Origin of the sequence: Streptomyces massasporeus (assembly GCF_014648995.1) — a bacterium.
GTDB classification, from domain to species: Bacteria; Actinomycetota; Actinomycetes; order Streptomycetales; family Streptomycetaceae; genus Streptomyces; species Streptomyces massasporeus.
Window position 1 is genome coordinate 279,982 of the sequence record NZ_BMSE01000006.1, and the last position, 23,945, is coordinate 303,926.

21 protein-coding genes and 1 tRNA gene are annotated in these 23,945 nt (G+C 70.9%); 10 read left to right on the forward strand and 12 right to left on the reverse strand.

Annotation, left to right across the window (positions count from 1 at the left end):
* The first annotated feature begins 20 nt into the window (after window positions 1-20).
* Genes IE153_RS17035 through IE153_RS17055 form a run of 5 tightly spaced genes read left to right on the forward strand, consistent with a single transcriptional unit; the run spans window position 21 to window position 3,448 of the window.
* Window positions 21-698: a class E sortase gene (locus IE153_RS17035; protein WP_189590519.1), complete on the forward strand. Its 678-nt coding sequence runs from the start codon at window positions 21-23 to the stop codon at window positions 696-698.
* Window positions 699-715: 17 nt separating this feature from the next.
* Window positions 716-913: a hypothetical protein gene (locus tag IE153_RS17040; RefSeq protein ID WP_033309918.1), complete on the forward strand. Its 198-nt coding sequence runs from the start codon at window positions 716-718 to the stop codon at window positions 911-913.
* The gene (locus IE153_RS17045) at window positions 910-1,548 is read left to right on the forward strand and encodes an aminodeoxychorismate/anthranilate synthase component II (RefSeq protein WP_031105357.1); all 639 of its coding nucleotides are present in this window, start codon (window positions 910-912) and stop codon (window positions 1,546-1,548) included. Before IE153_RS17040 ends, IE153_RS17045 begins: the two co-directional genes overlap by 4 nt.
* Window positions 1,545-2,684 (forward strand): class E sortase, encoded by a 1,140-nt coding sequence (locus tag IE153_RS17050; protein WP_189590520.1) that lies wholly within the window; start codon window positions 1,545-1,547, stop codon window positions 2,682-2,684. The genes IE153_RS17045 and IE153_RS17050 overlap by 4 nt, the downstream gene beginning before the upstream one ends.
* 14 nt (window positions 2,685-2,698) lie before the next feature.
* Entirely contained in the window at window positions 2,699-3,448 is a 750-nt protein-coding gene (locus IE153_RS17055) for a class E sortase (protein ID WP_189590521.1), read from the forward strand.
* A 94-nt stretch (window positions 3,449-3,542) separates the two neighbouring features.
* Here IE153_RS17055 and IE153_RS17060 read toward each other — a convergent pair whose 3' ends face one another.
* From IE153_RS17060 to IE153_RS17090, 7 genes are all read right to left on the reverse strand, one after another.
* Complete coding sequence (locus IE153_RS17060) at window positions 3,543-4,574, reverse strand: restriction endonuclease (protein WP_189590522.1); 1,032 nt, start codon at window positions 4,572-4,574, stop codon at window positions 3,543-3,545.
* Between the two features lie 190 nt (window positions 4,575-4,764).
* Complete coding sequence (gene pknB, locus IE153_RS17065; RefSeq protein ID WP_189590523.1) at window positions 4,765-6,786, reverse strand: Stk1 family PASTA domain-containing Ser/Thr kinase; 2,022 nt, start codon at window positions 6,784-6,786, stop codon at window positions 4,765-4,767.
* A 169-nt stretch (window positions 6,787-6,955) separates the two neighbouring features.
* Window positions 6,956-8,434: a peptidoglycan D,D-transpeptidase FtsI family protein gene (locus IE153_RS17070; RefSeq protein WP_189590524.1), complete on the reverse strand. Its 1,479-nt coding sequence runs from the start codon at window positions 8,432-8,434 to the stop codon at window positions 6,956-6,958.
* The gene (locus tag IE153_RS17075; protein ID WP_189590525.1) at window positions 8,431-9,873 is read right to left on the reverse strand and encodes an FtsW/RodA/SpoVE family cell cycle protein; all 1,443 of its coding nucleotides are present in this window, start codon (window positions 9,871-9,873) and stop codon (window positions 8,431-8,433) included. Before IE153_RS17075 ends, IE153_RS17070 begins: the two co-directional genes overlap by 4 nt.
* Window positions 9,874-9,895: 22 nt before the next feature.
* Window positions 9,896-11,452, reverse strand: a complete 1,557-nt coding sequence (locus IE153_RS17080; protein ID WP_189590526.1) for a Stp1/IreP family PP2C-type Ser/Thr phosphatase — start codon at window positions 11,450-11,452, stop codon at window positions 9,896-9,898.
* Between the two features lie 140 nt (window positions 11,453-11,592).
* Window positions 11,593-12,108: an FHA domain-containing protein FhaB/FipA gene (locus tag IE153_RS17085; protein WP_142161889.1), complete on the reverse strand. Its 516-nt coding sequence runs from the start codon at window positions 12,106-12,108 to the stop codon at window positions 11,593-11,595.
* 10 nt (window positions 12,109-12,118) lie between these two features.
* Window positions 12,119-12,988 carry an FHA domain-containing protein gene (locus IE153_RS17090; protein WP_189590527.1) on the reverse strand — a complete coding sequence of 290 codons (870 nt, stop codon included), beginning with the start codon at window positions 12,986-12,988 and terminating at the stop codon, window positions 12,119-12,121.
* A 481-nt stretch (window positions 12,989-13,469) separates the two neighbouring features.
* On the opposite strand from IE153_RS17090, the gene IE153_RS17095 reads away from it, so the two are divergent.
* Window positions 13,470-13,553: transfer RNA gene (locus IE153_RS17095), tRNA-Leu, on the forward strand.
* 104 nt (window positions 13,554-13,657) lie between these two features.
* On the opposite strand, the gene IE153_RS17100 is transcribed toward IE153_RS17095, so the two are convergent.
* The 3 genes from IE153_RS17100 to IE153_RS17110 form a co-directional block, all read right to left on the reverse strand.
* Complete coding sequence (locus IE153_RS17100) at window positions 13,658-14,191, reverse strand: winged helix-turn-helix transcriptional regulator (RefSeq protein ID WP_189590528.1); 534 nt, start codon at window positions 14,189-14,191, stop codon at window positions 13,658-13,660.
* A gap of 62 nt (window positions 14,192-14,253) precedes the next feature.
* On the reverse strand, window positions 14,254-16,692 hold the full coding sequence (locus tag IE153_RS17105) for an ABC transporter permease (RefSeq protein ID WP_189590529.1): 2,439 nt from the start codon (window positions 16,690-16,692) through the stop codon (window positions 14,254-14,256).
* Window positions 16,686-17,411: an ABC transporter ATP-binding protein gene (locus tag IE153_RS17110; RefSeq protein ID WP_189590530.1), complete on the reverse strand. Its 726-nt coding sequence runs from the start codon at window positions 17,409-17,411 to the stop codon at window positions 16,686-16,688. Before IE153_RS17110 ends, IE153_RS17105 begins: the two co-directional genes overlap by 7 nt.
* A 212-nt stretch (window positions 17,412-17,623) precedes the next feature.
* Here IE153_RS17110 and IE153_RS17115 point away from each other — a divergent pair, with 212 nt between their 5' ends.
* The 4 genes from IE153_RS17115 to IE153_RS17130 all read left to right on the forward strand — a co-directional run bounded on the left by IE153_RS17115 (window position 17,624) and on the right by IE153_RS17130 (window position 21,848).
* Window positions 17,624-18,895 (forward strand): sensor histidine kinase, encoded by a 1,272-nt coding sequence (locus IE153_RS17115; RefSeq protein ID WP_189590531.1) that lies wholly within the window; start codon window positions 17,624-17,626, stop codon window positions 18,893-18,895.
* Entirely contained in the window at window positions 18,885-19,544 is a 660-nt protein-coding gene (locus IE153_RS17120) for a response regulator transcription factor (RefSeq protein ID WP_189590597.1), read from the forward strand. Before IE153_RS17115 ends, IE153_RS17120 begins: the two co-directional genes overlap by 11 nt.
* A gap of 97 nt (window positions 19,545-19,641) precedes the next feature.
* Entirely contained in the window at window positions 19,642-20,370 is a 729-nt protein-coding gene (locus tag IE153_RS17125) for a ScbR family autoregulator-binding transcription factor (protein ID WP_189590532.1), read from the forward strand.
* Window positions 20,371-20,489: 119 nt separating this feature from the next.
* Window positions 20,490-21,848 carry a cytochrome P450 family protein gene (locus IE153_RS17130; RefSeq protein ID WP_229829020.1) on the forward strand — a complete coding sequence of 453 codons (1,359 nt, stop codon included), beginning with the start codon at window positions 20,490-20,492 and terminating at the stop codon, window positions 21,846-21,848.
* Window positions 21,849-21,852: 4 nt separating this feature from the next.
* Here the strand turns inward: IE153_RS17130 and IE153_RS17135 are convergent, their stop codons facing one another.
* A complete protein-coding gene (locus tag IE153_RS17135; protein ID WP_189590533.1) occupies window positions 21,853-22,779 on the reverse strand; it encodes an NAD-dependent epimerase/dehydratase family protein in 927 nt (308 codons plus the stop codon).
* Entirely contained in the window at window positions 22,776-23,783 is a 1,008-nt protein-coding gene (locus IE153_RS17140) for a ScbA/BarX family gamma-butyrolactone biosynthesis protein (RefSeq protein ID WP_229829021.1), read from the reverse strand. Before IE153_RS17140 ends, IE153_RS17135 begins: the two co-directional genes overlap by 4 nt.
* Window positions 23,784-23,945: the final 162 nt, after the last annotated feature.

The window sequence follows — 23,945 nt, forward strand, 5'->3', positions numbered from 1 at the left end:
CCGGACCGGGGGAGCTGCCGGTGCGCGTGATCGTCAGGACCGTCAGCGAACTGTGCATCACCGTCGGCAGCCTGATCGTGCTGTTCGTCGTCTACGTGCTCTTCTGGACCGGCGTGCGGGCCGACGGCGTCATGGACGACCAGATCGACCTGCTCCGGAAGGAGTGGTCCAAGCCCCGTCCGCCGGCTGCCGGCTCCCCTGTGGGCCCGGCGAAACCCGCGCCCTACGCCAAGGGCAGGCCTTTCGGGATCATGTACATCCCGCGGCTTGGTTTCACGTGGAACAAGCCGGTGCTCGAAGGCACCGCCACCGGCACCCTGAAGAAGGGCCTCGGCCACTACGCCGAGACGGCCCAGCTCGGGCAGAGGGGGAACTTCGCGGTCGCCGGCCACCGCCGCACGTACGGGGACCCGTTCAAGGACTTCCCCGAGCTCAGGCGGGGTGACGCGGTGGTGCTGACCGACGGCACGACCTGGTTCACGTATCGGATCGACAAAGGACCGTACAAAACAGTGCCCTCGGACATCGAGGTGATCGACCCTGTCCCACGTACATCCGGGTATACGCGTCCGGGCCGGTATCTGACGCTGACCACGTGCGAACCGGAGTGGGGACACAGTCACCGTCTGATCGTCTGGGCGCACCTGGACTCCACCCAGCCCGTGGAGGCAGGGAAACCGGAGGCGCTGCGCCGTTAGTCTGGTGGCTGTACGGCGTGGGTCTGGTGCCGTGGTACGACGGAAGGGACGGCATGTACGGCTGGATCTGGCGGCATCTGCCGGGGAACACGTGGGTGAAGGCAGTGATCTCACTCGTCCTGGTCGTGGCCGTGGTCTACGTCCTCTTCCAGTACGTCTTCCCGTGGGCGGAACCGCTGCTGCCCTTCAACGATGTGACGGTGGACAACCAGTGAGCGCGCGCATTCTCGTCGTCGACAACTACGACAGCTTCGTCTTCAACCTGGTCCAGTACCTCTACCAGCTCGGGGCCGAGTGCGAGGTCCTGCGCAATGACGAGGTGTCGACGGCGCACGCCCAGGACGGCTTCGACGGGGTCCTGCTCTCCCCGGGGCCCGGCACGCCCGAGCAGGCCGGTGTCTGCGTCGACATGGTCCGGCACTGCGCCGGCACGGGGGTCCCGGTCTTCGGCGTCTGCCTCGGCATGCAGTCGATGCAGGTGGCGTACGGCGGTGTGGTGGACCGGGCGCCCGAGCTGCTGCACGGCAAGACCTCACTGGTCGAGCACGGCGGCGGCGGAGTCTTCGCCGGTCTGCCCTCCCCCTTCACGGCGACGCGCTACCACTCGCTGGCCGCCGAGCCCGCCACGGTCCCGGCGGAGCTGGAGGTCACGGCCCGCACGCACGACGGCATCGTGATGGGCCTGAGGCACCGCGAACTTCCGGTCGAGGGTGTGCAGTTCCACCCCGAGTCGGTGCTGACCGAGCACGGGCACCGGATGCTGGCCAACTGGCTGGTGGAGTGCGGCGACCAGGGTGCCGTGGCGAGGTCGGCCGGGCTCGCCCCGGTGGTGGGCAGGGCCTCGGCGTGACCGCCCTGCGCCCCGAGCGCGAGTCCGACACCTCGTACGGGCAGCAGTCGTACGGGGCGCGGGGTGCGTTCGAGGAGTGGTCGGGCGGGGAGACGTACGGTGTGTCCCCGCAGTCGCAGCCGCAGCAGCCGTACGCGTCGTACGAACCCGTCCCGGAGGAGACGTATCTGCCGCCCGCCGACGAGGAGACGGTGGCGCTGCGGATCCCGGATCCACCGCCGGAGACCGGCGGCTCCACAACGGGCTCTGCGGGCTCTTCCGCCTCGCGGCAGGACGGGCCCGCCCACGGTGGGCGCGCGGCCCGCAGGAAGGCCGCCAAGCGTCGTCACGGACGCCATGGCGGCGCGTCGGACACCCCGTCGGGCTCCCATGCCGCCCACGCCGGCCGTGGCACCGGCACGGGCAGCCCGTCGCGGGCGCCGCTGTCGCGGGTCGAGGCGCGGCGGCAGGCGCGGGCGCGCAAGCCCGGCGCGGCGGTCGTCGCGAGCCGGGCGATAGGAGAGGTGTTCATCACCACTGGCGTGCTGATGCTGCTGTTCGTCACCTACCAGCTGTGGTGGACGAACGTCCGGGCGCACGCCCAGGCCGGCCAGGAGGCCAGCAGCCTCCAGAACGACTGGGCGAGCGGCAAGCGCAACCCCGGGGCGTTCGAACCGGGGCAGGGTTTCGCCATCCTGCACATTCCGAAGCTGGACGTGGTCGTCCCGATCGCCGAGGGCACCAGCAGCAAGGGCGTGCTCGACCGGGGCATGGTCGGCCACTACGCCGAGGGCGCGCTGAAGACGGCGATGCCCGGCGACAAGAGCGGGAACTTCGGGCTCGCGGGTCACCGCAACACCCACGGAGAGCCGTTCCGGTACATCAACAAGCTCGCTCCGGGCGACCCGATCGTCGTGGAGACGCAGGACGAGTATTTCGTCTACAAGATGGCGTCGATCCTGCCGGTGACGTCGCCGAGCAACACGAGCGTTCTGAATCCGGTGCCCACGGGCTCCGGATTCACCAAGCCCGGCCGCTACATCACGCTGACCACGTGCACGCCGGAGTTCACCAGCAAGTACCGGATGATCGTCTGGGGCAAGATGGTCGAGGAACGGCCGCGCAGCAAGGGCAAGCCGGATGCGCTCGTCAGTTAAGGGCAGATGAACCAGTGGCAGCGACCACCGACACCGACCACGAGAAGCACACCGGCGGGGCGTCCCGGCCGCCTGCGGCACGTCGCAGGCCCGGCCCGATCGCCATGGCGGTCAGCTTCTTCGGGGAACTCCTCATCACCGCGGGACTGGTCCTCGGCCTGTTCGTCGTCTACTCGTTGTGGTGGACGAACGTGGTCGCCGACCGTGCGGCCGGCAAGCAGGCCGACAAGGTCCGTGAGGACTGGGCGCACGGCCGGGGCGGCCCCGGCGCGCTGGACACCAAGAACGGCATCGGCTTCCTGCACGTTCCCGCGATGAGGAACGGCGAGGTCCTGGTCGAGAAGGGCACGTCGAACAAGATCCTCAACGACGGTGTCGCCGGCTACTACACCGACCCGGTCAAGGCGACCCTGCCGATGTCGGGCAAGGACGGCAACTTCTCCCTCGCCGCCCACCGCGACGGCCACGGGGCCAAGTTCCACAACATCGACAAGATCAAGAAGGGCGACCCCATCGTCTTCGAGACGAAGGACAAGTGGTTCGTCTACAAGGTCTACGACATCCTCCCCGAGACGTCGAAGTTCAACGTCAAGGTCCTCTCCCAGGTCCCGAAGGAGTCCGGCAGGAAGAAGCCGGGCCACTACATCACCCTGACGACCTGCACGCCGGTGTACACGAGCACGTACCGGTACGTCGTGTGGGGCGAGCTGGAGCGGGTGGAGAAGGTGGACAGCGAGCGGACACCGCCGAAGGAACTGGGCTGACTGTGCTCCTTGGGGGAGACCGGCCGGTAGCATGACGGAGGCCCGAAGCCGCAACTTTCTCTTGCGGCTTCGGGCCTTTGTCACGGCCGGGCCGTCATTCCAGGACGGTCAGGGCCGCCCCGGCACTCCATTCCTCCAGCAGCCCGCGATGTACGGCGGTGATGCCGCTCTCGGCTGCGATGTTGAGGGCGTCGCGGGTGAAGGGGCAGGTCGCCACGAACAGGGCCACCTCGGAGTCGTGCAGCACCTTGGCCGCCCCGAGGAACTTCTGGATCTCGGGGCTGGTGATGGAGAGGTGGGGCGCGAACCTCTTGCATTGGACGACGATGCGCCGCCCGTCGGCTGTGAGCGCGGTGATGTCGATGCCCCGGTCCCTTCCGCCGCCTTGCACGACGACGTCGGTGCAGCCGTCGCGGCGGAGCAGCTCGGCGACGTGTTCTTCGAACTCGCGCCCGTTCATGGCGTCCATGGCGGCCATGACGCCGGCGAGGGGGCGGTTCTCCTTGGGGCTTTCCAGCCGCTGTAGCCGGGTGTGGTGCTGTCGGAGCCGCTTCTCGATGCGCTGGACGCCTGCCCGTAGGGCGATGAGCTCTCGCCGGTGCTCGCCCGACGTTTCGATCAGCGCGTTGAACAGGGGGACGACGGTCGTCCCTAGGACGTGGGTGATGCGCTGGTCGATGCGGGCGTCGAGGGAGGCGGCGTCCATCGGGGTGGGGTTTTCCACAGGCTGTGTGCGTGCCCGGTACTCCGTGTCGAGGAGGTACACACGCACCTGACGTGCGACTTCGCTGTCTCGGAGCAGCATGGCGATGTTGAGGACGGCGCGTCGGGGGAAGAGGGCGAGGGAGCGGGTGCGTGACTGGATTCCACTGAGTTGCTTGAAGTCACTCAGTTCCGTCCCGGTCAGAACTCGGTATCCGCTCGCTTCGAGTTCCGCACGGTGGTCGTGCACAAGAGCACGGATGACTTCCACCGTCACGGAGAAGTACGACGCCACCATCGCGGTCGTCACATGCATCTCGTCCGGCAGCAGCGACAGTGTTTTGACCCTGTCGAGTACGTCCGTGCGGGCGAGCACGCTGCCGCGCAGGGTCGGTGATTCCAGCAAGGCCGTTTCGTTGATCACGTTCTGCCCTTCGGCTCGTGTGGCCGGGGCGGGGTTCCGATGCCCCACCCCACCCGGTGAACGAGTCGGGACATATGAAGACACGATCGATGGACGCACGCCTTTTCGGGGATGTCCTCGGTCGTGAAAATCAGAGCCCCCGGCCTCTGGGGGCCGGGGGCTCTGTGGTGTGACGGTGTGGTGGGCGGGGTCAGTCGTCCTCGCTGCCGTTGAGGCCGCCGAAGATGCCGCCGTTGCCGTTGCCGCCGTTGTTGTTGCCTCCGACGCCGACGGTCTGGAGGGTGATCGTCGTGGCCGCCGGGTCGTCGACCTCCTGGTTCGGGCCCGGGTTCTGGCCGGCCACGAGGGCGTTGTCGCTCTGGTCGCTGCCGCCCGCGAACTGGATGTTGGTGAAGCCCTGCTGCGCGAGGATCTGCTTGGCCTGGCCGACCGTCTGGCCGACGACCTGCGGGACCTTGACCTTCTGCTGCTGCTTCTTCTTGCCGATCTGGATGTTGACCGACGAGTTCTTCTCGGCCGACGTGCCCGCCTGCGGTGTGGTCTGGATGACCTTGCCGACCTGGCTGTCGTCGTCGGTCTCCACCTCGGTGCAGTTGCCGACCAGGTTGTTGGCCGTCATCTGCGCCTTGGCCTGGTCACAACTCTGGCCGAGCACGTCCGGGACGGTGGACTTCTCCGTCGCCTTGGCGATGGTCAGGGTGATCGTGGAGCCCTTCTCGACTTCGTCGCCCGTGCTCGGGTCCTGCTCCAGCACGGTGCCCGGGTCCTCCGGTGACTCCCGAGTCTCCGTCTGGACGTCGAACTGGTACCGGTCGCCCTCCAGCTTCTCCTTCGCCTCGTCGAGGCTCAGGCCGGTCACGCTGGGGACCGTCACCTTCGGCGCCCCGGTCGACACGACCAGGGAGATGGTGTCGCCCTTGTTGACCTGCACCCCGGCCTTGGGGTCCTGGGAGCAGATCTTGCCCTTGATCTGGTCTTCACAGGGCTTGCTGGAGAAGGTCAGTTCCAGGTCGGAATTCTTGGCCAGCTGCTGGGCGCTCCTCTTCGTCTCGCCGACGAAGTTGGGCGCTTCGAGCGAGTTGTTGCCCACGCCTCCGTCGCCGCTGAACGCCCACCGGCCGATCAGGATCGCGCCGACCAGGACCAGGATGCCGGCCACCACCAGCAGGATCGTGGAGGTGTTGGACTTGCGCTGCTGCCCGCGGCGTCGGTCGGGGCGGTCGTCGTAGCCGTAGCCGCCGTCGTCCGGGTTCATCGGGGGCAGCATGGACGTGGCGCCGGCGCCGGAGTCGGCGCGCAGGGCCGTGGTCGGCTGGTCGTCGGGGTAGCCGCCGTAGCCCACCGCGCCCATCGCGGCCGTCGCTGCGACCGGCTGGCCGTCCAGGCAGGCCTCGATGTCGGCGCGCATCTCGTCGGCCGACTGGTAGCGGTAGTCCGGGTCCTTGACGAGCGCCTTCAGCACGATCGCGTCCATCTCGGGCGTGATCTCGGGGTCGAAGACGCTCGGGGACTGCGGTTCCTCGCGGACGTGCTGGTAGGCCACGGCCACCGGGGAGTCGCCGACGAACGGCGGACGGACGGTCAGCAGCTCGTAGAGCAGACAGCCGGTCGAGTACAGGTCGGACCGGGCGTCGACCTGCTCGCCCTTGGCCTGCTCCGGTGAGAGGTACTGGGCGGTGCCGATGACCGCGGAGGTCTGTGTCATCGTCATGCCGGAGTCGCCCATGGCGCGGGCGATGCCGAAGTCCATGACCTTGACCTGGCCGTTGCGCGTCAGCATGACGTTCGCCGGCTTGATGTCGCGGTGGACGATGCCGGCGCGGTGGGAGTACTCCAGGGCCTGGAGGATGCCGATGGTCATCTCCATGGCACGCTCCGGCAGGAGCTTGCGGCCGGAGTGCAGCAGTTCACGCAGCGTCGAGCCGTCCACGTACTCCATGACGATGTACGGGATCGACACGTTGTCGATGTAGTCCTCGCCCGTGTCGTAGACCGCGACGATCGCGGGATGGTTGAGCGAGGCGGCCGACTGGGCCTCCCGGCGGAACCGGGCCTGGAAGGAAGGGTCACGCGCGAGATCCGCGCGCAGCGTCTTCACCGCCACGGTGCGGCCGAGGCGGGTGTCATGCGCGAGGTAGACCTCCGCCATGCCACCACGCCCGAGCACCTGGCCCAGTTCGTACCGGCCGCCGAGGCGACGCGGCTCTTCCATAGCTACCTACCAGCCCTCTCCGTCGGTCCCGACCGGCACGCTTGTACGGTCGGAGGCTGCCGTCCGGGCCTACCGTACCCGGCTCGCTTTGTGTGACCTGGCCAAGCCCGTCAGCCGATACAGGACCGGTATCGCAACGTGCACCGATGTGAAGCAGGCGTGAGCGGGGTCACTTCTTGCTTTTGATGACCGCCTCCATCACGTTCCGCGCGATCGGGGCCGCGAGGCCGCCACCGGAGATGTCGTCACGGACGGCGTTGTCGTCCTCGACGACGACCGCGACGGCGACCGGGGAGCTGCCGTCCTCGTCCTTGGCGTAGGAGATGAACCACGCGTAGGGGTTCTCGCTGTTGTCGACGCCGTGCTGGGCGGTACCGGTCTTGCCGCCCACCTTGACGCCGTCGATCTTGGCGTTGGAGCCGGTGCCCTTGTCGACGACCGTCTCCATCATCGACTGGAGGATCTGGGCGTTCTCCGCCGACAGCGGCTGGCTCAGCTCCTCGGGGTCGGTCTTCTCGATCGGGTCGACACCGGGCGACTGGAGCTCGTCCACCATGTAGGGCTTCATCAGCTTGCCGTCGTTGGCGACGGCCGAGGCGACCATGGCCATCTGCAGCGGGGTCGCGGCGGTGTTGAACTGGCCGATGGACGACAGCGCGGTCTGCGAGGGGTTCATCTTGTCGGAGAAGACCGAGGCATTGGCGCGGACCGGCGTGAACTGCTCCTCGTCGAAGCCGAACTTCTTGGCCATGTCCAGCATCTTGTCGTTGCCGAGGTCCGAGCCGATCTTGCCGAAGACGGTGTTGCAGGAGTACTGGAGGGCCACCCGCAGTGTCGCGTTCTCGCAGGGGATGTTGCCCTCGTTGGGCAGTTTGGTGGTGGTGCCCTTCATGATCCACGGGTCCGGCGAGTCCGTTTTGGCGTCGGCGGACGTGTACAGACCGTCCTCCAGCGCCGCGGCCGCGGTGACCACCTTGAAGGTGGAGCCGGGCGGGTAGGTCTCGCGCAGCGCCCGGTTGAGCATCGGGTCGTCCGGGTTGTTCTTCTTCTGCAGCTTGTTCCAGGCCCCGCCGTCCTTCGACGTGGAGTTGCCCGCGAAGGAGGAGGGGTCGTAGGACGGGTAGGAGGCGAGCGCGAGGATCTTGCCCGTGGACGGATCCAGGGCGACGACGGAGCCCTTGCCCCCCTGCCGCTTCAGGCCGTTGTACGCCGCCTTCTGCGCGGCGGCGTTCAGCGTCGTGACGACGTTGCCGCCCTGCTGCTTCTTGCCCGTGAGCATGTCGAGCGTGTTGCGGAAGAACAGCCGGTCGTCGTTGCCGGTGAGGATGCCGTCCTCGAGGTTCTCGATCTGGCTGGCGCCGAAGGCCTGCGAGGCGTAGCCGGTGACCGGCGCCCACATGGGGCCGTCCTTGTAGGTGCGCTTGAACTTGAAGTCGCTGCCCGAGGTCTCGGCGGAACCGGTGATCGGCTTCCCGTTGACGATGATGTCGCCGCGAGGGGAGGCGTAGCGCGCGATGATGACGCGGCGGTTGTTCTTGTCGGTCCGAAGCTCTTCGGCCTGGACGTACTGGATCCAGTTGTCGCGGATGAGCAGAGTGAGGATGAGGAGGCCGCAGAAGATCGCGATTCGGCGCAGTGGCTTGTTCACGGTCGGACCACCTGGGTCATCTCGGCGTCTGGGTTGGCGGGAGCGGCGGGTGCTGGTCTGCGGGCGGTGTCGCTGATGCGAAGGAGGATGCCGATCAGAGCCCAGTTGGCGATGACCGAGGAGCCTCCGTAGGCAAGGAAGGGCATCGTCATACCCGTGAGCGGGATGAGGCCCATGACGCCGCCGGCGACGACGAAGACCTGGAGGGCGAAGGCGCCTGACAGGCCGATGGCGAGCAGTTTGCCGAACGGGTCGCGGGCTGCGAGGGCGGTGCGCACCCCGCGTTCCACGATCAAGGCGTAGAGCATGAGTAGGGCCATGAGGCCGGCGAGACCGAGTTCCTCGCCGAAGGTGGCGAGGATGAAGTCGGAGTTCGCGGCGAAGCGGATGAGTTCGGAGTGGCCTTGGCCCCAGCCCGTGCCGAGCGTGCCGCCGGAGCCGAAAGACCACAGCGCCTGCATGGCCTGCTCGGAGTGACCGGGCTGGTTGGCGCGGGAGAGTGTGAACTCACGCATCGGGTCGAGCCAGGCGTCGACGCGCTGCTGGATATGAGGCTCGAAGCTGGCCACGCCGACGGCGCCGACGGCGGACATCATCAGACCGAAGACGATCCAGCTGGTCCGCTCGGTGGCGACGTACAGCATGATCACGAACATGCCGAAGAACAGCAGCGAGGTGCCGAGGTCGGTCTCGAAGACCAGGATGAGGATCGACACCATCCAGACGACCAGGATGGGGCCGAGGTCGCGGCCTCGGGGTAGGTAAAGGCCCATGAACCGGCGGCTGGCCAGTGCGAGCGCGTCGCGCTTCACCATCAGGTAGCCGGCGAAGAAGATCGCGAGGACGATCTTGGCGAATTCGCCGGGCTGGATGGAGAAGGAGCCGACCTGGATCCAGATTTTGGCGCCGTAGATGTTCTTGCCGAGACCCGGCACCAGCGGGAGCAGCAGCAGGAACAGAGCGCCGGCCATGGAGATGTAGGTGTAGCGCTGCAGGGTGCGGTGGTCTTTGAGGAAGATCATCACGGCTACGAACAGAGCCATGCCCAACGCGGTGTACAGCAACTGGCGGGGTGCCGCGGTGCCGGCCTGTTGGATGGACTGGAGCAGTTCGGACTGGTCCAGGCGCCAGATGGCTACCAGTCCGAGCCCGTTCAGCAGGGTGGCCAGCGGCAGCATCAGGGGGTCGGCGTACGGCGCGAACTTCCGGACGACGAGATGCCCGACGCCCGCGAGCAGGCCGAGCCCGAGCCCGTAGCTCAGCAGGCCCGGCGGCACCGAGTCGTGGAGCGCCAGGCCGACGTTGGCGTAGGCGAACACCGGGATGACGACGGCGAACACCAGCAGCGCGAGCTCGGTGTTGCGCCGGCTCGGCGCGCCGATGGCGCCGATCGTGGACGTGTGGTTCGTCGGCGAGTGCGACGTATTCGTACCGCTCATCGTGTGACAGGGCCTCTCACGGCTACTGCTTACCGCACAGCGAGACGACCTTCTGCTCTTCCTCCGAGAGGCTGGGGCCGGGGCTGGGAGTGGGTGCGGTCGTGGTCGGGGGCGTGGACTTCTCCGGGGCCGACGGTGAACCCGACGGGCTGGACGGGTTCGGCGTCGGTGTGGCCTTGGACGTGAAGGAGGCGGGAGTGGTTCCCGTGGTGCCCCCGGCCTCGCCTTCGCCGGTCTTGGAGTTGTTCTTGCTCTCGGCGTCGCGCCGCTGCGCCTCCTTCTTGCACGCGGAGGCCTGCACCGACAGTTCCTGGATCTTCGCCTGGGCGTCCTTCAGTCCGCCCTCGGGGATCGTCGCCTCGACCAGCTTCTGCTGGTAGGGCGGCAGGTACTTGAGTTCGATCTCGGGGTGGTCCTTCTGGACCTTCGAGAGCGAGACCCAGGCCAGGTCCTGGCTGATGCCCCGGTACAGCGCGACGTGCTGCTCCTCGGTGCCGACGTAGTACTGGGTCTGCGTCCAGCGGTATCCGCAGTACAGGCCGCCGCCGATGACGGCCAGCGCGAGGGCGCCGTAGAGGGATCTCTTCAGCCACCGGCCCTTCTTGCGGGGCTTGGTGAAGTCGTCGTCGCCGTAGTCGAAGCCGGCCGCCGGGATGTAGCCGGTGGTGTCGCCGGATCCGGGCGGGCCGAACTCGCCGCCCCCGCCGCCCCGGCCGTGCCCCTGGCGGCCGAGCCCGGAGGCGCGGCCGGCGGGGGTCTGCATGATGCCGTTGTCGTGCAGCTGGTGCTGGTTCTCGGCGACGGCGCCGACCACGACGGGGGTGTCGGACAGCTGCCCCGCGAGGGTGTCGCCGGTGTCGAGGTCGAGGACGTCGGCGATGATGACCGTGATGTTGTCCGGGCCGCCGCCGCGCAGCGCCAGCTCGATGAGGTTCTGGACGGTCTCCTGGGGGCCCTGGTAGCTGGCGAGGGTGTCCTCAAGGGTCTGGTGGGACACCACGCCGGACAGGCCGTCGGAGCAGATCAGGTAGCGGTCGCCGGCGCGGACCTCGCGGATGGACAGGTCCGGCTCGACGTGGTCGCCGGATCCGAGGGCGCGCATCAGCAGCGAGCGCTGCGGGTGCGTGGTCGCCTCCTCCTCGGTGATCCGGCCCTCGTCGACCAGGCGCTGCACCCAGGTGTGGTCCTGGGTGATCTGCGTGAGGACGCCGTCGCGGAGCAGGTACGCGCGCGAGTCGCCGACGTGCACCAGGCCGAGGCGCTGGCCCGTCCACAGCAGGGCGGTCAGGGTGGTGCCCATGCCCTCCAGCTGGGGGTCGTCCTCGACCATCGAGCGCAGCTGGTCGTTGGCGCGCTGTACCGCCGTGCCGAGCGAGGTGAGGACGTCGGAGCCGGGGACGTCGTCGTCGAGGGCGACGATGGTGGAGATGGCCTCGGAGGAGGCGACCTCACCGGCCGCCGCGCCGCCCATGCCGTCGGCGATGGCGAGCAGGCGCGGGCCGGCGTAACCGGAGTCCTCGTTGCCCTCCCGGATCATGCCCTTGTGCGATCCGGCCGCGAAGCGCAGTGACAGACTCATGCGCACCTCGCCTGTCGGCTCCGGGTACAGCCGGTCGTGTCGAGCCACACTGCCCACCCTCCGGTCGGGAGCGCGCGGGGGGCCGGGGTGGGGCCCGCCACTGCGTGCTCGCTCCGCTCGCGCCTATCCATGATGTAGCACTACTTCCGCAGCTCGATGACGGTCTTGCCGATGCGGATCGGCGCGCCCAGCGCAATCGGTGTGGGAGTCGTCAGCCGGGACCGGTCCAGGTACGTGCCGTTGGTGGAGCCGAGGTCCTCGACGATCCACTGGCCGTCGCGGTCCGGGTAGATCCTGGCATGGCGGCTGGAGGCGTAGTCGTCGTCCAGCACGATCGTCGAGTCGTGCGCCCGGCCCAGGGTGATGGTCTGGCCCTGGAGCGCGACCGTGGTGCCGGTGAGGGTGCCCTCGGTCACGACCAGCTTGGTGGGGGCGTTACGGCCGCGCCGGCCTCCGGCGGGCTGCTGGCGCTGCTGCGGCGGCGCCTGGCGGGCGGCGGCGGCCTGCTGCTGCCTGCCTGCCTCGCGGCGCGAACCGCGCTGCGTGACACGCGTACCGAACAGGTCGCTGCGGATGACCTGCACGGCCACGATCACGAACAGCCACAGTACGGCCAGGAAACCCAGCCGCATGACCGTGAGGGTCAGCTCTGACATTGCCCCCGCTTCACCCTTCGGCTTGCCGGTAAATGATGGTGGTGCTGCCCACGACGATCCGCGAGCCGTCGCGGAGCGTAGCGCGGGTGGTGTGCTGCCCGTCCACCACGATGCCGTTGGTGGATCCGAGATCCTGGATCGTCGAGGGCGTTCCGGTCCGGATCTCGCAGTGCCGGCGGGAGACGCCGGGGTCGTCGATCCGCACGTCGGCGTCGGTGCTGCGGCCCATCACCAGGGTCGAGCGGGAGATCTGGTGGCGGGTGCCGTTGATCTCGATCCAGTGGCGGGTGCGTCCGCCGGCGGCCGGGGCGGCCGGGGGCCGCTGGCCGCTGGCGGCGGGCGGGTAGCCGTAGCCGCCGGGACGGCCGCCGGGCGGCGGCGCGGACGGCATGGGCGGGGCGCCGGAGGGCGCCGCGGACGGCGGGTAGCCGTAACCACCGGGGCGTCCGCCCTGCGGGGCGGCGGGTGCGGCGCCGCCGCCTCCGGGGCCGCCCTGCTGGCTGCTGGAGGAGGCGAGCGTGCGGCTGCGCACCCGGTACAGGCCGGTGTCGAGGTCGTCCGCCTTCTCCAGGTGCACCTTGATCGGGCCCATGAAGGTGTAGCGCTGCTGCTTGGCGTAGTCGCGCACCATGCCGGCGAGCTCGTCGCCGAGCTGGCCGGAGTAGGGGCTGAGCCGCTCGAAGTCAGGAGTGCTCAGCTCGACGATGAAGTCGTTGGGCACGACCGTCCGGTCGCGGTTCCAGATGGTGGCGTTGTTGTCGCACTCGCGCTGGAGCGCTCCCGCGATCTCCACGGGCTGGACCTCGGACTTGAACACCTTGGCGAAGGTGCCGTTGACCAGACCTTCGAGACGTTGCTCGAACTTCTTCAGGACTCCCATGGGGCACCTCCTCCTTGGCTGCCGTCCTGTGTACTGCCCTGCGGGCCGCTTGCCGGGTACTGCTGGTACTGCTTACTGATCGTATCCACGCGCCGCTCGATCGGCTGGTTCCCCCTGTCAGCCCCGCCGACGGGTGTCGACGCATGACGACGTTCCCTGTGGAGCTCCTCTTCGAACTCCTCCGGTGGTACTGCTGCGCGTAACCGCCTCCGGTATGCCTGCAAGGATCGTAGAGGCGGCTGAAGACCAGTGTCCCGCACCTGACTGTGGACCCCGACCCCCTCCTGCGGAGACGGCGGGTACCGGTACGAGGTTGATACGTGAACCGCTACGGGTTGATACGTGGCATGGGCATCGAAGGTTCGGTGGGGGGTCTGCCTGCGGGGATAAGGGATGTGAACCCACCCCTTCCAGCGTGCTAATGTTCTGGGTGTCGGAAGGCGCCACGCCCCAAGGGGCAGGCACCCAGGACACACCCAATGCGCGGGTGGCGGAATAGGCAGACGCGCTGGATTCAGGTTCCAGTGCCCGCAAGGGCGTGGGGGTTCAACTCCCCCCTCGCGCACCGTCGGAACGGGCGGCATCGATCAGATGCCGCCCGTTCTTCGTGTTGATGGATGTGGCGCTTCTCTCGGGCCCGGCCTGGATTCCCGCCGTGTGAGGAAGCTCTCAGGCCTGGTCGGGCGGGCCGTCGCCGAGCGTCCGCCCCGGGGCGAAGCGTTCCCGTACGACCGGGTCGTCGAGCAGGCGGGCCGGGTAGCCCGGTCCGGTCCGGGCGGTCATGTCCCGCTGCTGCAGGGGCTCGCCGCAGGCGGAGCAGACGACCCGGGCCTCGGTGTCGTGGTCGCAGGGCGTGTGGCGCAGGACCACCGGGGCGCCCTCCTCGCCGGCCAGCCAGCGGTCGCCCCAGGCGTTGATCGCGGCGAGCACACCGAAGAAGTCGCGGCCCTTGTCCGTGGGCAGGTACTCGTGGCGGACGGGGTCCCGCTGGTAGACGTGCCGCCGCAGCAGGCCCTCGGCCTCCAGGCGCCGCAGCCGGTCGGTGAGGGTGTTGCGGGCGATGCCGAGCGTGCCGATGAAGCCGTCGAAGCGGGATTCGCCGTAGAAGACCTCGCGCAGGACCAGCAGGGTCCAGGCGTCGCCCAGGATGTCGGCGGTGCGGGCGATCGAGCAGGGCCAGTTGCCGAACGAGGTCCGTCTCATGGCCCCACTGTAGGCGGCTTGTCCCGGCTGGTCTCATGATGAGATCGACCCGGTCCGGAGGGCTATGCGCGGATCCCGGCGAGGTCCGCCGGGCGGCGGCGCAGGGTGAGGGCGGCGGGTGCCGTCGCGCAGACCACGGCCAGGAGCGCGCAGGCGAGCGCCGTCGTGCCGAGGGCCTGCCACGGGAGGGTGAGGGTGGGCCGGACCGACAGCAGAGCGAGGGCTCCCCACATCCCGGCCAGGTTGACGCCGGTGACCAGCAGGCCGAGGAGCGCTCCGGCCGCGACGGCCGTCAGGGCCTCGGCCGCGGTCAGCCGCAGCACCTGCCACCGGGTGGCTCCGGCCAGCCGCAGCACGGCCAGGTCGCGGAGCCGGTCGGCGGCCGCCATGACCGTGGTGTTGGCCACGGAGATGCCCGTGTAGAGCAGGGCGATGCCGAGGACCAGGAGGAGGCCGAGCCGGGTGGTGCGGTTGGTTTCGGGGTGCGTGGCCCGGATCCATGCGTCCCGGGTGAGGACCTCGCCGCCTCCCGGGCCGATCGCCCTGCGCAGGGCGGTGGCGACGGGGCCCGGGTCCGTGCCCTTCTCGAGGGCCACGTCCACGCGGTCGACTCCGGCTCCGGGGGCGTTGCGCGGGGTGACGTAGACGCCGTTGCCGCCGGTGCCGGTGGGCATCACCGCGGCGATGCGGAGGGTGCGCGGTGTCCCGTCGCCGAGCCACACCCGGACCCGGTCGCCCACCCGGTGCCGGTGCCACTCCTCGTTGACGACGATCGAGTCGTCGTCGAGGTCGCCCAGCCTGCCGGCGGTGAGTGGCAGGTGGGTGGTGGCGGCCAGGGCGCCGGGGGTCGCGGCGCGGGCCTCGGAGCGGATCAGGGCCACGCCGTCCTCCAGGAGGTGCACGGCCGTCGACGACGTCGGTGAGATCCGCGCGCCCGGTACCGCGCCCAGCCGGTGCAGGGCGGCGGTGTCGAAGGCCGTTCCGGCGGCCGGGGTGACGACGAAGGCGGCGGTGGTGCGGTCGCTCGTCTCGGTGGTCTTCGCGTCGTTCAGGGTCGCCGTGGCGCCGAGGAGTGAACCGGCGAGCGCGACCGTGACGAGGACGGGGGCCGCGAGTGCGGCGGTGCGGCGTACTCCGGTGGCCGTGTTCTCACGGACCAGCATGCCGACGGCCGACGGGAAGCAGCTCAGCAGGCGGGTCAGGGGCCGCAGCACGAGGGGCGCGAGCAGGGCCGTCGCGGTGATCAGCAGCATCGGGCGGATGATGTACGTCTTGCGGTGGAGCAGGTCGGACGGGTCCGCGGTGAGGGACAGGGCCAGGGTCACGGCGGCGGCGAGCAGGAGGGCCACGCCGCAGAGCAGGCGTCCCCGGGTCAGGGGCCCCTTGTCGGCCGCCGCCTCGCGCAGGGCCTCGGTGGGGGCGGTGCGGCCGGCCCGCCAGGAGGCCGCGGTCGCTCCGCACAGGGCGACGAGCAGGCCCGTCCAGAAGGCCGCGTGGTACGGCCAGGTGTGCTCGCCGATGGTGAACCAGACCGGGGCGAGACCCTCGTCGGCCACGCGGGCGGCCAGCAACGGCGCCCCGTGGGAGCCGAGCACGCAGCCGGCGGCCGAGGCGAGGGTGCCGACGGCGAGGGCCTCGGCGAGGACGCTCCGGCGAATCTGGGCCGGGGTCGCCCCGGCGGTGCGCAGCAGGGCGAACTCCCGGCGGCGCTGGGCGACCGCGAAGGCGAAGGTCGACGCCACGACGAAGACCGACACGAAGGCGGTGACGCCGCCGGCGGTGCCGAACAGGGCGTTCATCGCGGTGAGCACCTCACCGTCCCGGCCGGGGTCGGCGTCGGCGAGGCGGCGGGCGTCGCCGGTGAGCACCTGGACGCCGCCGCCCACCGCCTCCCGCACGGACGCCGGGTCGGCCCGCACGACGAACTGGGCGACGGAGGGGGCCAGTCGGGCCGCGTGGGCGTCGGTGAAGAACACGGCGTTCTCGAAGCCGCGTGCGGTGAGCGTGCCGACGACGTGCACCGAGCCTTTGTCGGTGCGCACCTTCCGGCCCGGGCGCGCCCAGTCGCCGGTGACGACGACCTCGCCGGACGCGCGGGGTGCCCGGCCGGTGGCGAGCTCGTAGGGGGCGAACGCGGCGGTGGACCAGGGGTGCCCGACCAGGTCCGCGGGGCCGCCTGCCGCCCGGACGGGGAACGAGCGGTCCTCGACGACCGGGCCCAGCGTCCGCAGCCGGGCGACGGTCGCGGCCGGTACGGGGCGCGGGTGGGCGAACGGGGACTCGCGGGCGCCGACCGGGGTCGGTACGCGCAGGGTGTCCTGGCCCTTGACCACGACCGGCGCGGCGGCGAAGCGTTCGGGGCCGCGCTCCGGGGCGTCGGCCGTCGAGGCCAGGGCCAGGCCCATCACGGTGAGCAGTGCCACGCCGAGAGAGAGCGCCACGAAGCTGCCGGTGAAGCCGGCCCAGCGGATGCGCAGCGTGCGCAGGGTGACGCTCAGCACGGCACAGCCTCCAGACGGGTCATGCGCGTGGCGATGGTGTCGGCGCCGGCGCCGGTCAGCTCCCCGCTCACACGGCCGTCGACGAGGAAGACCACACGGTCGGCGTACGCCGCGGCCACCGGGTCGTGCGTGACCATGACGACCGTCTGGCCCTCACGGTCGACCATGCCGCGCAGCAGCCCGAGCACCTCGCGGCCGGTCCGGGTGTCCAGGGCGCCGGTCGGTTCGTCGCCGAACAGCACGTCGGGCCGGGTGATCAACGCACGGGCCAGGGCGACGCGTTGCTGCTGACCGCCGGAGAGCTCGGACGGTCTGTGCCGGGCCCGGTCGGCGAGACCGACCTGCCCGAGCGCCTCGCGCACCCGGGCGGAGGGGACGCGGCGGCCAGCCAGGCGCAGGGGCAGCGCCACGTTCTGCTCGGCGGTCAGCGAGGGCAGCAGGTTGAACGCCTGGAAGACGAACCCGACGCGCTCGCGCCGCAGCAGGGTCAGCCGCCGCTCGCCGAGCCCGGTCAGTTCGGTGCCGCCCACGGTGACCGACCCGGAGGTGGGCCGGTCCAGACCGGCCGCGCACTGGAGCAGGGTCGACTTGCCGGAGCCGGAGGGGCCCATGACGGCGGTGAAGGTCCCGGTGGGGAACGCGAGCGATACCTCGTCGAGTGCCCTCACGCGTCCGTAGGTCCTGGTGACCGAGTCCAACTGGACGGCGTCGTGTGTCATGGGCCTGTCCTGTGTCATGGGCCTGTCCTGTGTCATGGGGTCCCCCGGTGTCGGTGTCGGTGTCGCCTGGGTCGGTGTCGCCCCAACGAAACCGGGCGGGGGCGGGCCGGCGCAGTGCGGCGGGACCTAGACCTGGGGTAGGGCCAGGCATACCCCCCGGCCTCGGTCTGCGCCCATGGCCGGGGCCCCGGGCGGCTTCTACGGTGATCCCCATGCACCCTCGCAACGTGTGGCAGGCCCTGTCCCGCCCCGGCTACCTGCTGTCGGCGTGGCCGTGGCGGTCGGCGTGTTACCTGCTCACCGGCGCGGTCACCGGTGCCGTCGTGCTCGTCGGAATCGTGCTCTCGGCGACGGCCGGCGGGGTGCTCGCGCTCGCGCTGGTGGGGCTTCCGGTGCTGCTCGGGACGGCCCTGGCGGGCATTCCGGTGGCGGCACTGGAGCGGTTCCGGCTGCGGCTGGTCGACGCGGAGCCGGCGTCGGACCCGCACCGGTCGCCCGGTGAGCCGGGGCTGCGGGCCTGGCTGTCGACGCGGCTGCGGGAGCGGGCCACCTGGCGCGAGCTGGGTCATGCCCTGCTGTTCGCGGGGCTGTTGTGGCCGGTCGACGCCCTCGCGTTCGCCGTCTTCCTGCTGGGGCCGCTCTCCGTGGTGGCGACTCCGCTGCTCCTGGCCGTCCTCGGCGACGCGAAGGTCCTCAAGGTGTGGCTGGTCTCGACCTGGCCGGCTGCCGTCGGGTGGGCCGTCCTCGGGCTGGTCCTGCTCGTCCTGGGTGTCTACCTGCTGGGTGTGCTGGCCGGGGCCCGGGCCGGGCTGGCGCGGCTGCTGGTCGCGCCGCGGGAGGCCGACCTGGGAGCCAGGGTGGTCGAACTGGCCCGATCGCGGGTGCGGTTGGTGGACGCCTTCGAGGCGGAGCGGCGGCGTATCGAACGCGATCTGCACGACGGGGCGCAGCAGCGGCTCGTCGCCCTGACGATGACACTCGGGCTGGCCCGTCTCGACGCCCCGCCCGGCCCGCTCGCCGACCAGCTCGCCAAGGCGCAGCAGGAGGCGGGCACGGCCCTCGCGGAACTGCGCGAGCTCATCCACGGCATCCACCCCAAGGTCCTCGCCGACTACGGCCTCGAAGCCGCCGTCGCCGACGCCGCGGACCGTTCGGCCGTGCCCGTGGACGTCGACCTGGAGCTGCCCGGCCGGCTCTCCCCGGCGGTCGAGGCCGCCGCGTACTTCGTGGTGTGCGAGGCGCTCGCCAACGTGGGCCGGCACAGCGGCGCGAGCCGCGCCGAGGTGAGCGGCGGGCACCGCGACGGGCGGCTGCTGCTGCGGATACGCGACGACGGGTGCGGTGGCGCACGGGCCGGGCAGGGCAGCGGACTGACCGGACTCGCGGACCGGGTGTCGGTGCTCGATGGCAGACTCTCCCTGTCCAGTCCGCCCGGCGGACCGACCCTGCTGCGTGTGGAGATCCCTTGTGACCCTGCGAGTTGAGCGGCCGCTGCGGGTCGTCCTGGCGGAGGACAGCGTCCTGCTGCGGGACGGGCTGGTCGCACTGCTCGGGCGCTGCGGGCACGAGGTCGTCGCGGCCGTGGGGGACGCCGAGGCCCTGGTCGCGGCCGTCGGGGAGCACGACCCGGACGTGGTCGTCACGGACGTGCGCATGCCGCCCGGCTTCCAGGACGAGGGGCTGCACGCGGCCGTGCGGCTGCGCGGGGAGCGGCCCACGCTGCCCGTGCTGGTCCTCAGCCAGTACGTGCAGCGCCGGTACGCCGCCGAGCTGCTGGACTCCGGCGACGGCACGGGCGTCGGCTATCTGCTCAAGGACCGCGTCGGCCAGGTCGAGGAGTTCGTCGAGGCGCTCGGCAGGGTGGCGGACGGCGGCACGGTCGTCGACCCCGAGGTCGTACGGCAGTTGCTGCGCCGCCGCCGCGATCCGCTGGAGCGGCTCACCCCGCGCGAGCGTGAGGTGCTGGCGCTGATCGCCGAGGGCAGGTCCAACAGCGCGATCGCCCGCGAACTCGTCGTCTCCGAGGCGGCCGTGGGCAAACACGTCTCCGGCATCCTCACCAAGCTGGACCTGCCGCCGGCGGACGCGACCCACCGCCGGGTGCTGGCCGTGCTGGCGTACCTGCGGGCTTGAGGACGCGCCCAAGGCCGTCGGGTCGTCGACGCGTTGTATAAAAACGAGCGAGTTGGTTTCATTGCGTCGCCATCAGAGCCCTGCAGGGGAGCCACGGGTGACCAAACAGGACCGGGCCGTCCGGACCCGTCTCGCGCTGATCCGGTCGGCGGCCGAACAGTTCGAGGCCCGCGGATTCGTCCGGGCCAGCCTGGCGGAGATCAGCGCGGGAGCCGGTGTCAGTTCCGGCGCGCTGCACTTCCACTTCGCCAACAAGGCCGCCGTCGCCGAGGCCGTCGAGTACGCGGCCGAACAAGCCCTGCGCGAGGCCGCGGCCGGTCACCGCGACGGTGAGGGCAGCGCCCTGCAACGCCTGGTGGACGTCACCCACCACGTCGCCCGGCTGCTCTGCGCCGACGTCGTGGTCCGGGCCGGGCTGCGGCTGAACGCCGAGCAGATCGCCGGGCGGGTGCGGGACCTGCGCCGGGAATGGTGGGAGTGCGTGCAGGGGCTGCTGGCAGATGCGGAGCGCGGGGGTGAACTCGCCGCCGGGGTGACGCCGCAGCGCACCAGCGCCGTCGTCCTGGCCGCCACGACCGGCATCGAGGTGCTGGCCCGCGAGGACGACGGCTGGCTCGCCCGGCCCTCGCTGACCGACCTGTGGCAGCTGCTGCTGCCGTGCCTGGCGGCGCCGTGCCTGGCCGGGACGCTGGATCCGGCGGGGAGTGAAGCGGCGGGGAGTGAACCTGCGGGAAGCGGGCCTGCGGGGAGCGGATCGGCGGGAAGTGGGCCGGCCGGGCCGGGCGTTCAGGCGGAGGCGGGCCGGGTGGGGCTCGCAGTGCGGTAGCCACACGTGGCCGGCCGACCATGGGTGAAGCCATGGCCAAAACAAACCGGTTGCCAAGTTTTTTCGCCCTGCGGATCGCACGATGGTCCCCCAGCCTCCGGACCAAGGAGCGATGAGTCATGGCACAGCAGGCCTGCCCCTTCCTGTCGATCGACCCGACCGGTCAGGACCTCTACGGCGAGATGTCCCGGATCCGTGCCCAGGGCCCGGCCGTGGAGGTCGAACTCCCCGGCGGTGTACGGGCGTGGTGGATCACCGGCCTGGAGCTGAACAAGCGGCTCCTGGCCGGCCCCGAGACGAGCAAGGACGCCTACCAGCACTGGCCGGCCTGGATCAACGGGGACATCTCCCGCACCTGGCCGCTCGCCATCTGGGTCTCGGTGCGCAACATGGTCACCGCCTACGGCTCCGACCACAGCCGGCTGCGCAAGCCGATGGCCGCCGCCTTCACCAAACGCCGCGTCGACGCGCTGCTGCCGCGCGTCCAGGAGATCGTCGACCAGGCACTGGACGCCCTGGAGCGTCTCCCCGAGGGCGAAGTCGTCGATCTGCGGGCGGCGTTCGCGGCGCCCGTCCCGCACGAGGTGGTGTGCGAGCTCTTCGGTGTACCGCCCGGCGAGGACGGGCCGCGCGCGGCCCTCTACCGCATCATCAGCCGCTTCTTCGACACGGCGATCTCACTGGAGGACGCCCAGGCCAACGCCGTCGACCTCTACGGCACGCTGACCGCGTTCCTCCGGTACAAGCGCGAGCACCCGGCCGACGACCTGACGACGGCGCTCATCGCCGCGCACGACGAAGGCAGCATCGGCGAACAGGAGTTGATGGACAACCTGATCCTGCTGCTCACCGCCGGGTTCGAGACGACCGTCAACCTCATCGACAACACCGTGCACAGCCTGCTCGCCCACCCCGACCAGCTCGACCTCGTCCGCTCCGGGCGGGTGACCTGGGAGGACGCCCTGGAGGAGTCGCTGCGCTTCGAGGCGCCGGGCGCCATGTCGGGTCTGCGCTACGCCGTCGAGGACATCGAGATCGAGCCGGGCCTGACCATCCCGAAGGGCGACCCGCTCGTGGTCTCCTTTGCGGGCGCCGGGCGCGACCCCGAGCGGCACGGGCCGGACGCCGAACGCTTCGACGTCACACGTGTCACCAGTCGCGACCACGTGTCCTTCGGCCACGGCGTGCACCACTGCCTGGGCCGGCCCCTGGCCATGGCCGAGGCCACCGTGGCCCTGACGTCGCTGTTCGCGCGCTTCCCGCGGCTGGCCCTGGCCGATCCGTCGCGTCCGCCGAAGCGGCTGCGGTCCATCATCTCCACCGGCCACGAGGAGCTGCCGGTGCTGCTGCACGGCCGGGATCCGGGCGGCGGCCCGCGCCCGGAGGCGTCGGAGAAAACTGAGACGGAGACGGAGACGCAGGCGGGGGAAGCGGAGACGGAGGCGGGGGAAGCGGAGGCCGAGGCGGCGGAGGCTTAGGAGGTCAGGAGACTCTCCGGCCCTGGAGGAACGCGCGGTACCAGGGCGCCGCGCGGCGGAACGCGGCCGCGAACCCCTCGCCGGGCGAGCAGTCGAAGTCCTTCCAGAACGCGTCGTCCACGAACCAGTGGTCGACCGTGAGGATGCCGAGGTGATGCAGGGCGAGGGGTGCCCCGGCGGCCCGGGCCAGGGCGGTGGCGACGTCCACGGGTGCCCCGCCGCCGGGCTCCTCCAACTCCCGTCCCACGGAAGCCAGCAGGTCGGGGACCGCCACCGGCTCGGGATGATGGACATGGTGCACGCCGCCGCCGGGCGCCGGGGAGAGCGCGGCGGCCACCACCGCACGGCCCAGGGAATCGACGTCGATCATCGACTGGAGCGCCTCGCAGCCGGTCAGGGTGGTGGCCGACAGTTCCTTCATCAGCCACACCAGGCCGGGTATCACCCAGCGGTCGCCCTCGCCGTACACGAGGTGCGGGCGCAGCACCAGGCCGCCCGCGTCGAGGACGTACCGTTCGGCGGCGGCCCGGGTACGGCTGGTGGGCGACGCGGGCGCGATCGGCACCTCCCCGGGGCCCACGCCGCGGAAGGGGCCCCGGCCGTGGACGGCGGCCGTGCTCACGTACACGATCCGGCGCACTCCGGCGCGCACGGCCTCCTCGACCAGGGCACGGGTGCCGTGGTCGTTGACCGCCTCGGCGGTCTCGGCGTCGCCGCCGATCCGCGCGGCGCAGTGCACCAGGACGTCGGTGTCGGCGCAGACGCCGCGCAGGGAGGGCGGGGCGCAGAGGTCGCCGTGGACGTACTCGGGTCCGTGCGGTGCGTGCCGGGACAACAGGCGTACGTGGGCGTCCGGTTGACGCTGTGCCGTGGCGGCGACGCGACTGCCGACGAAGCCGCTCGCGCCCGTGATCAGAATCTTGACCGTCACGACAGGGACCGTACCCGCGCCGGCCGGGCGGCGGTCAGGGCGGCGGTGAAGACCGGCTCACCGTCCTGCCGCCCCGACACCCGTACGGTCACCTCCCCGGGGCGCTCGTCGTGGATCTCGGTCTCGATCCGGCAGGGGCTGTGCAGCTCGGCGTACCGGGTGAAGCCGGCCGTCATCGTGATCGGCAGGAAGGGGCGCAGGCCGGACGCGGCGGTCGCGGCCTGGCGGGCCGCCTCGAACAGGACCATGCCGGGGACGTGGTCGTTGGGCCGTGGGAAGAGCACCGGGTGGCCGGTGTCGACGCGCAGGTGCCAGACACCGGGGCGGTCCGCGGGGGCGAGGACGACGTCCTCGGCGCGGGTCCGTCCCGCGGTCTGCGGGGATATGCCGGGCAGCAGTGGCACCGGGGTGTCCGGGGCGTTCAACCTGCCCGCCCGCAGGCGGCGGTAGGCACGCGGGGAGGTGCAGCCGGTGCTGCCGGTGCCGCGGGCGACGAGCCGCCCCGCGCGGCGGAACTCCATCGTGGTGCGCATGCTGTGCAGCCCGCGGCCGCGGCGGCGCACCTCGGAGCACACGACGTCGAACTCGACCGGCTCGGCGGCGTCGGCCAGCAGGAGCGCGGACGGGTCGACGTGGACCGTCAGGTCCCACATGACGAAGTGCGTGTCGGCCGGGGCGCCGAACTCGGCGTGCGCCAGCACCATGGAGGCCTGCCGCAACGTTTCGCCCACGACCATCGGGTCCTGGTGGCGGCCGTCCACGGGGCCGAAGAAGGGATGGGCGGCCGGCCAGTGCGCGGTGAAGCGGAAACGGGTGCCGGAGATTCGGACCCACCGGGCGGGGAAGACGTCCGTCTCGGTGGTGCGATGGGCGAGTTCCTTGGTGACGGTGGTGTGGGAGTGGCGCTTGGGGGCTTCGGCGGGCGGGGCGGCTTCGGCAGTGGCGGTGGCCGACGGGGTGGGTTCTCCGGTGGTGGGTCGTGGTGGTGCCGCCTCTGGGGGCACGGTGGTCTGTGGCGTGTTCTCGACGGTCGTAGCGGTTCCGTTTGCCGGACGGCCCCCGCGTCCGGTCTGATCGTCCGTGAGTGCGCTTAAAGGCCCTGTCTGCGGCATGAGAACCCCCAGGATCGGCTGCCTGGCCGCGATCGACGCCTGACTAAGATACGG

What these genes read in the sequence shown, in the direction of transcription:
- IE153_RS17130 (WP_229829020.1), top strand. Translation starts at nt 20,490, where the DNA reads ATGGCACAGCAGGCCTGCCCCTTCCTGTCGATCGACCCGACCGGTCAG.
- IE153_RS17090 (WP_189590527.1), bottom strand. Translation starts at nt 12,988, where the DNA reads ATGGGAGTCCTGAAGAAGTTCGAGCAACGTCTCGAAGGTCTGGTCAAC.
- IE153_RS17080 (WP_189590526.1), bottom strand. Translation starts at nt 11,452, where the DNA reads ATGAGTCTGTCACTGCGCTTCGCGGCCGGATCGCACAAGGGCATGATC.
- pknB (WP_189590523.1), bottom strand. Translation starts at nt 6,786, where the DNA reads ATGGAAGAGCCGCGTCGCCTCGGCGGCCGGTACGAACTGGGCCAGGTG.
- IE153_RS17085 (WP_142161889.1), bottom strand. Translation starts at nt 12,108, where the DNA reads ATGTCAGAGCTGACCCTCACGGTCATGCGGCTGGGTTTCCTGGCCGTA.
- IE153_RS17115 (WP_189590531.1), top strand. Translation starts at nt 17,624, where the DNA reads ATGCACCCTCGCAACGTGTGGCAGGCCCTGTCCCGCCCCGGCTACCTG.
- IE153_RS17110 (WP_189590530.1), bottom strand. Translation starts at nt 17,411, where the DNA reads ATGACACACGACGCCGTCCAGTTGGACTCGGTCACCAGGACCTACGGA.
- IE153_RS17100 (WP_189590528.1), bottom strand. Translation starts at nt 14,191, where the DNA reads ATGAGACGGACCTCGTTCGGCAACTGGCCCTGCTCGATCGCCCGCACC.
- IE153_RS17075 (WP_189590525.1), bottom strand. Translation starts at nt 9,873, where the DNA reads ATGAGCGGTACGAATACGTCGCACTCGCCGACGAACCACACGTCCACG.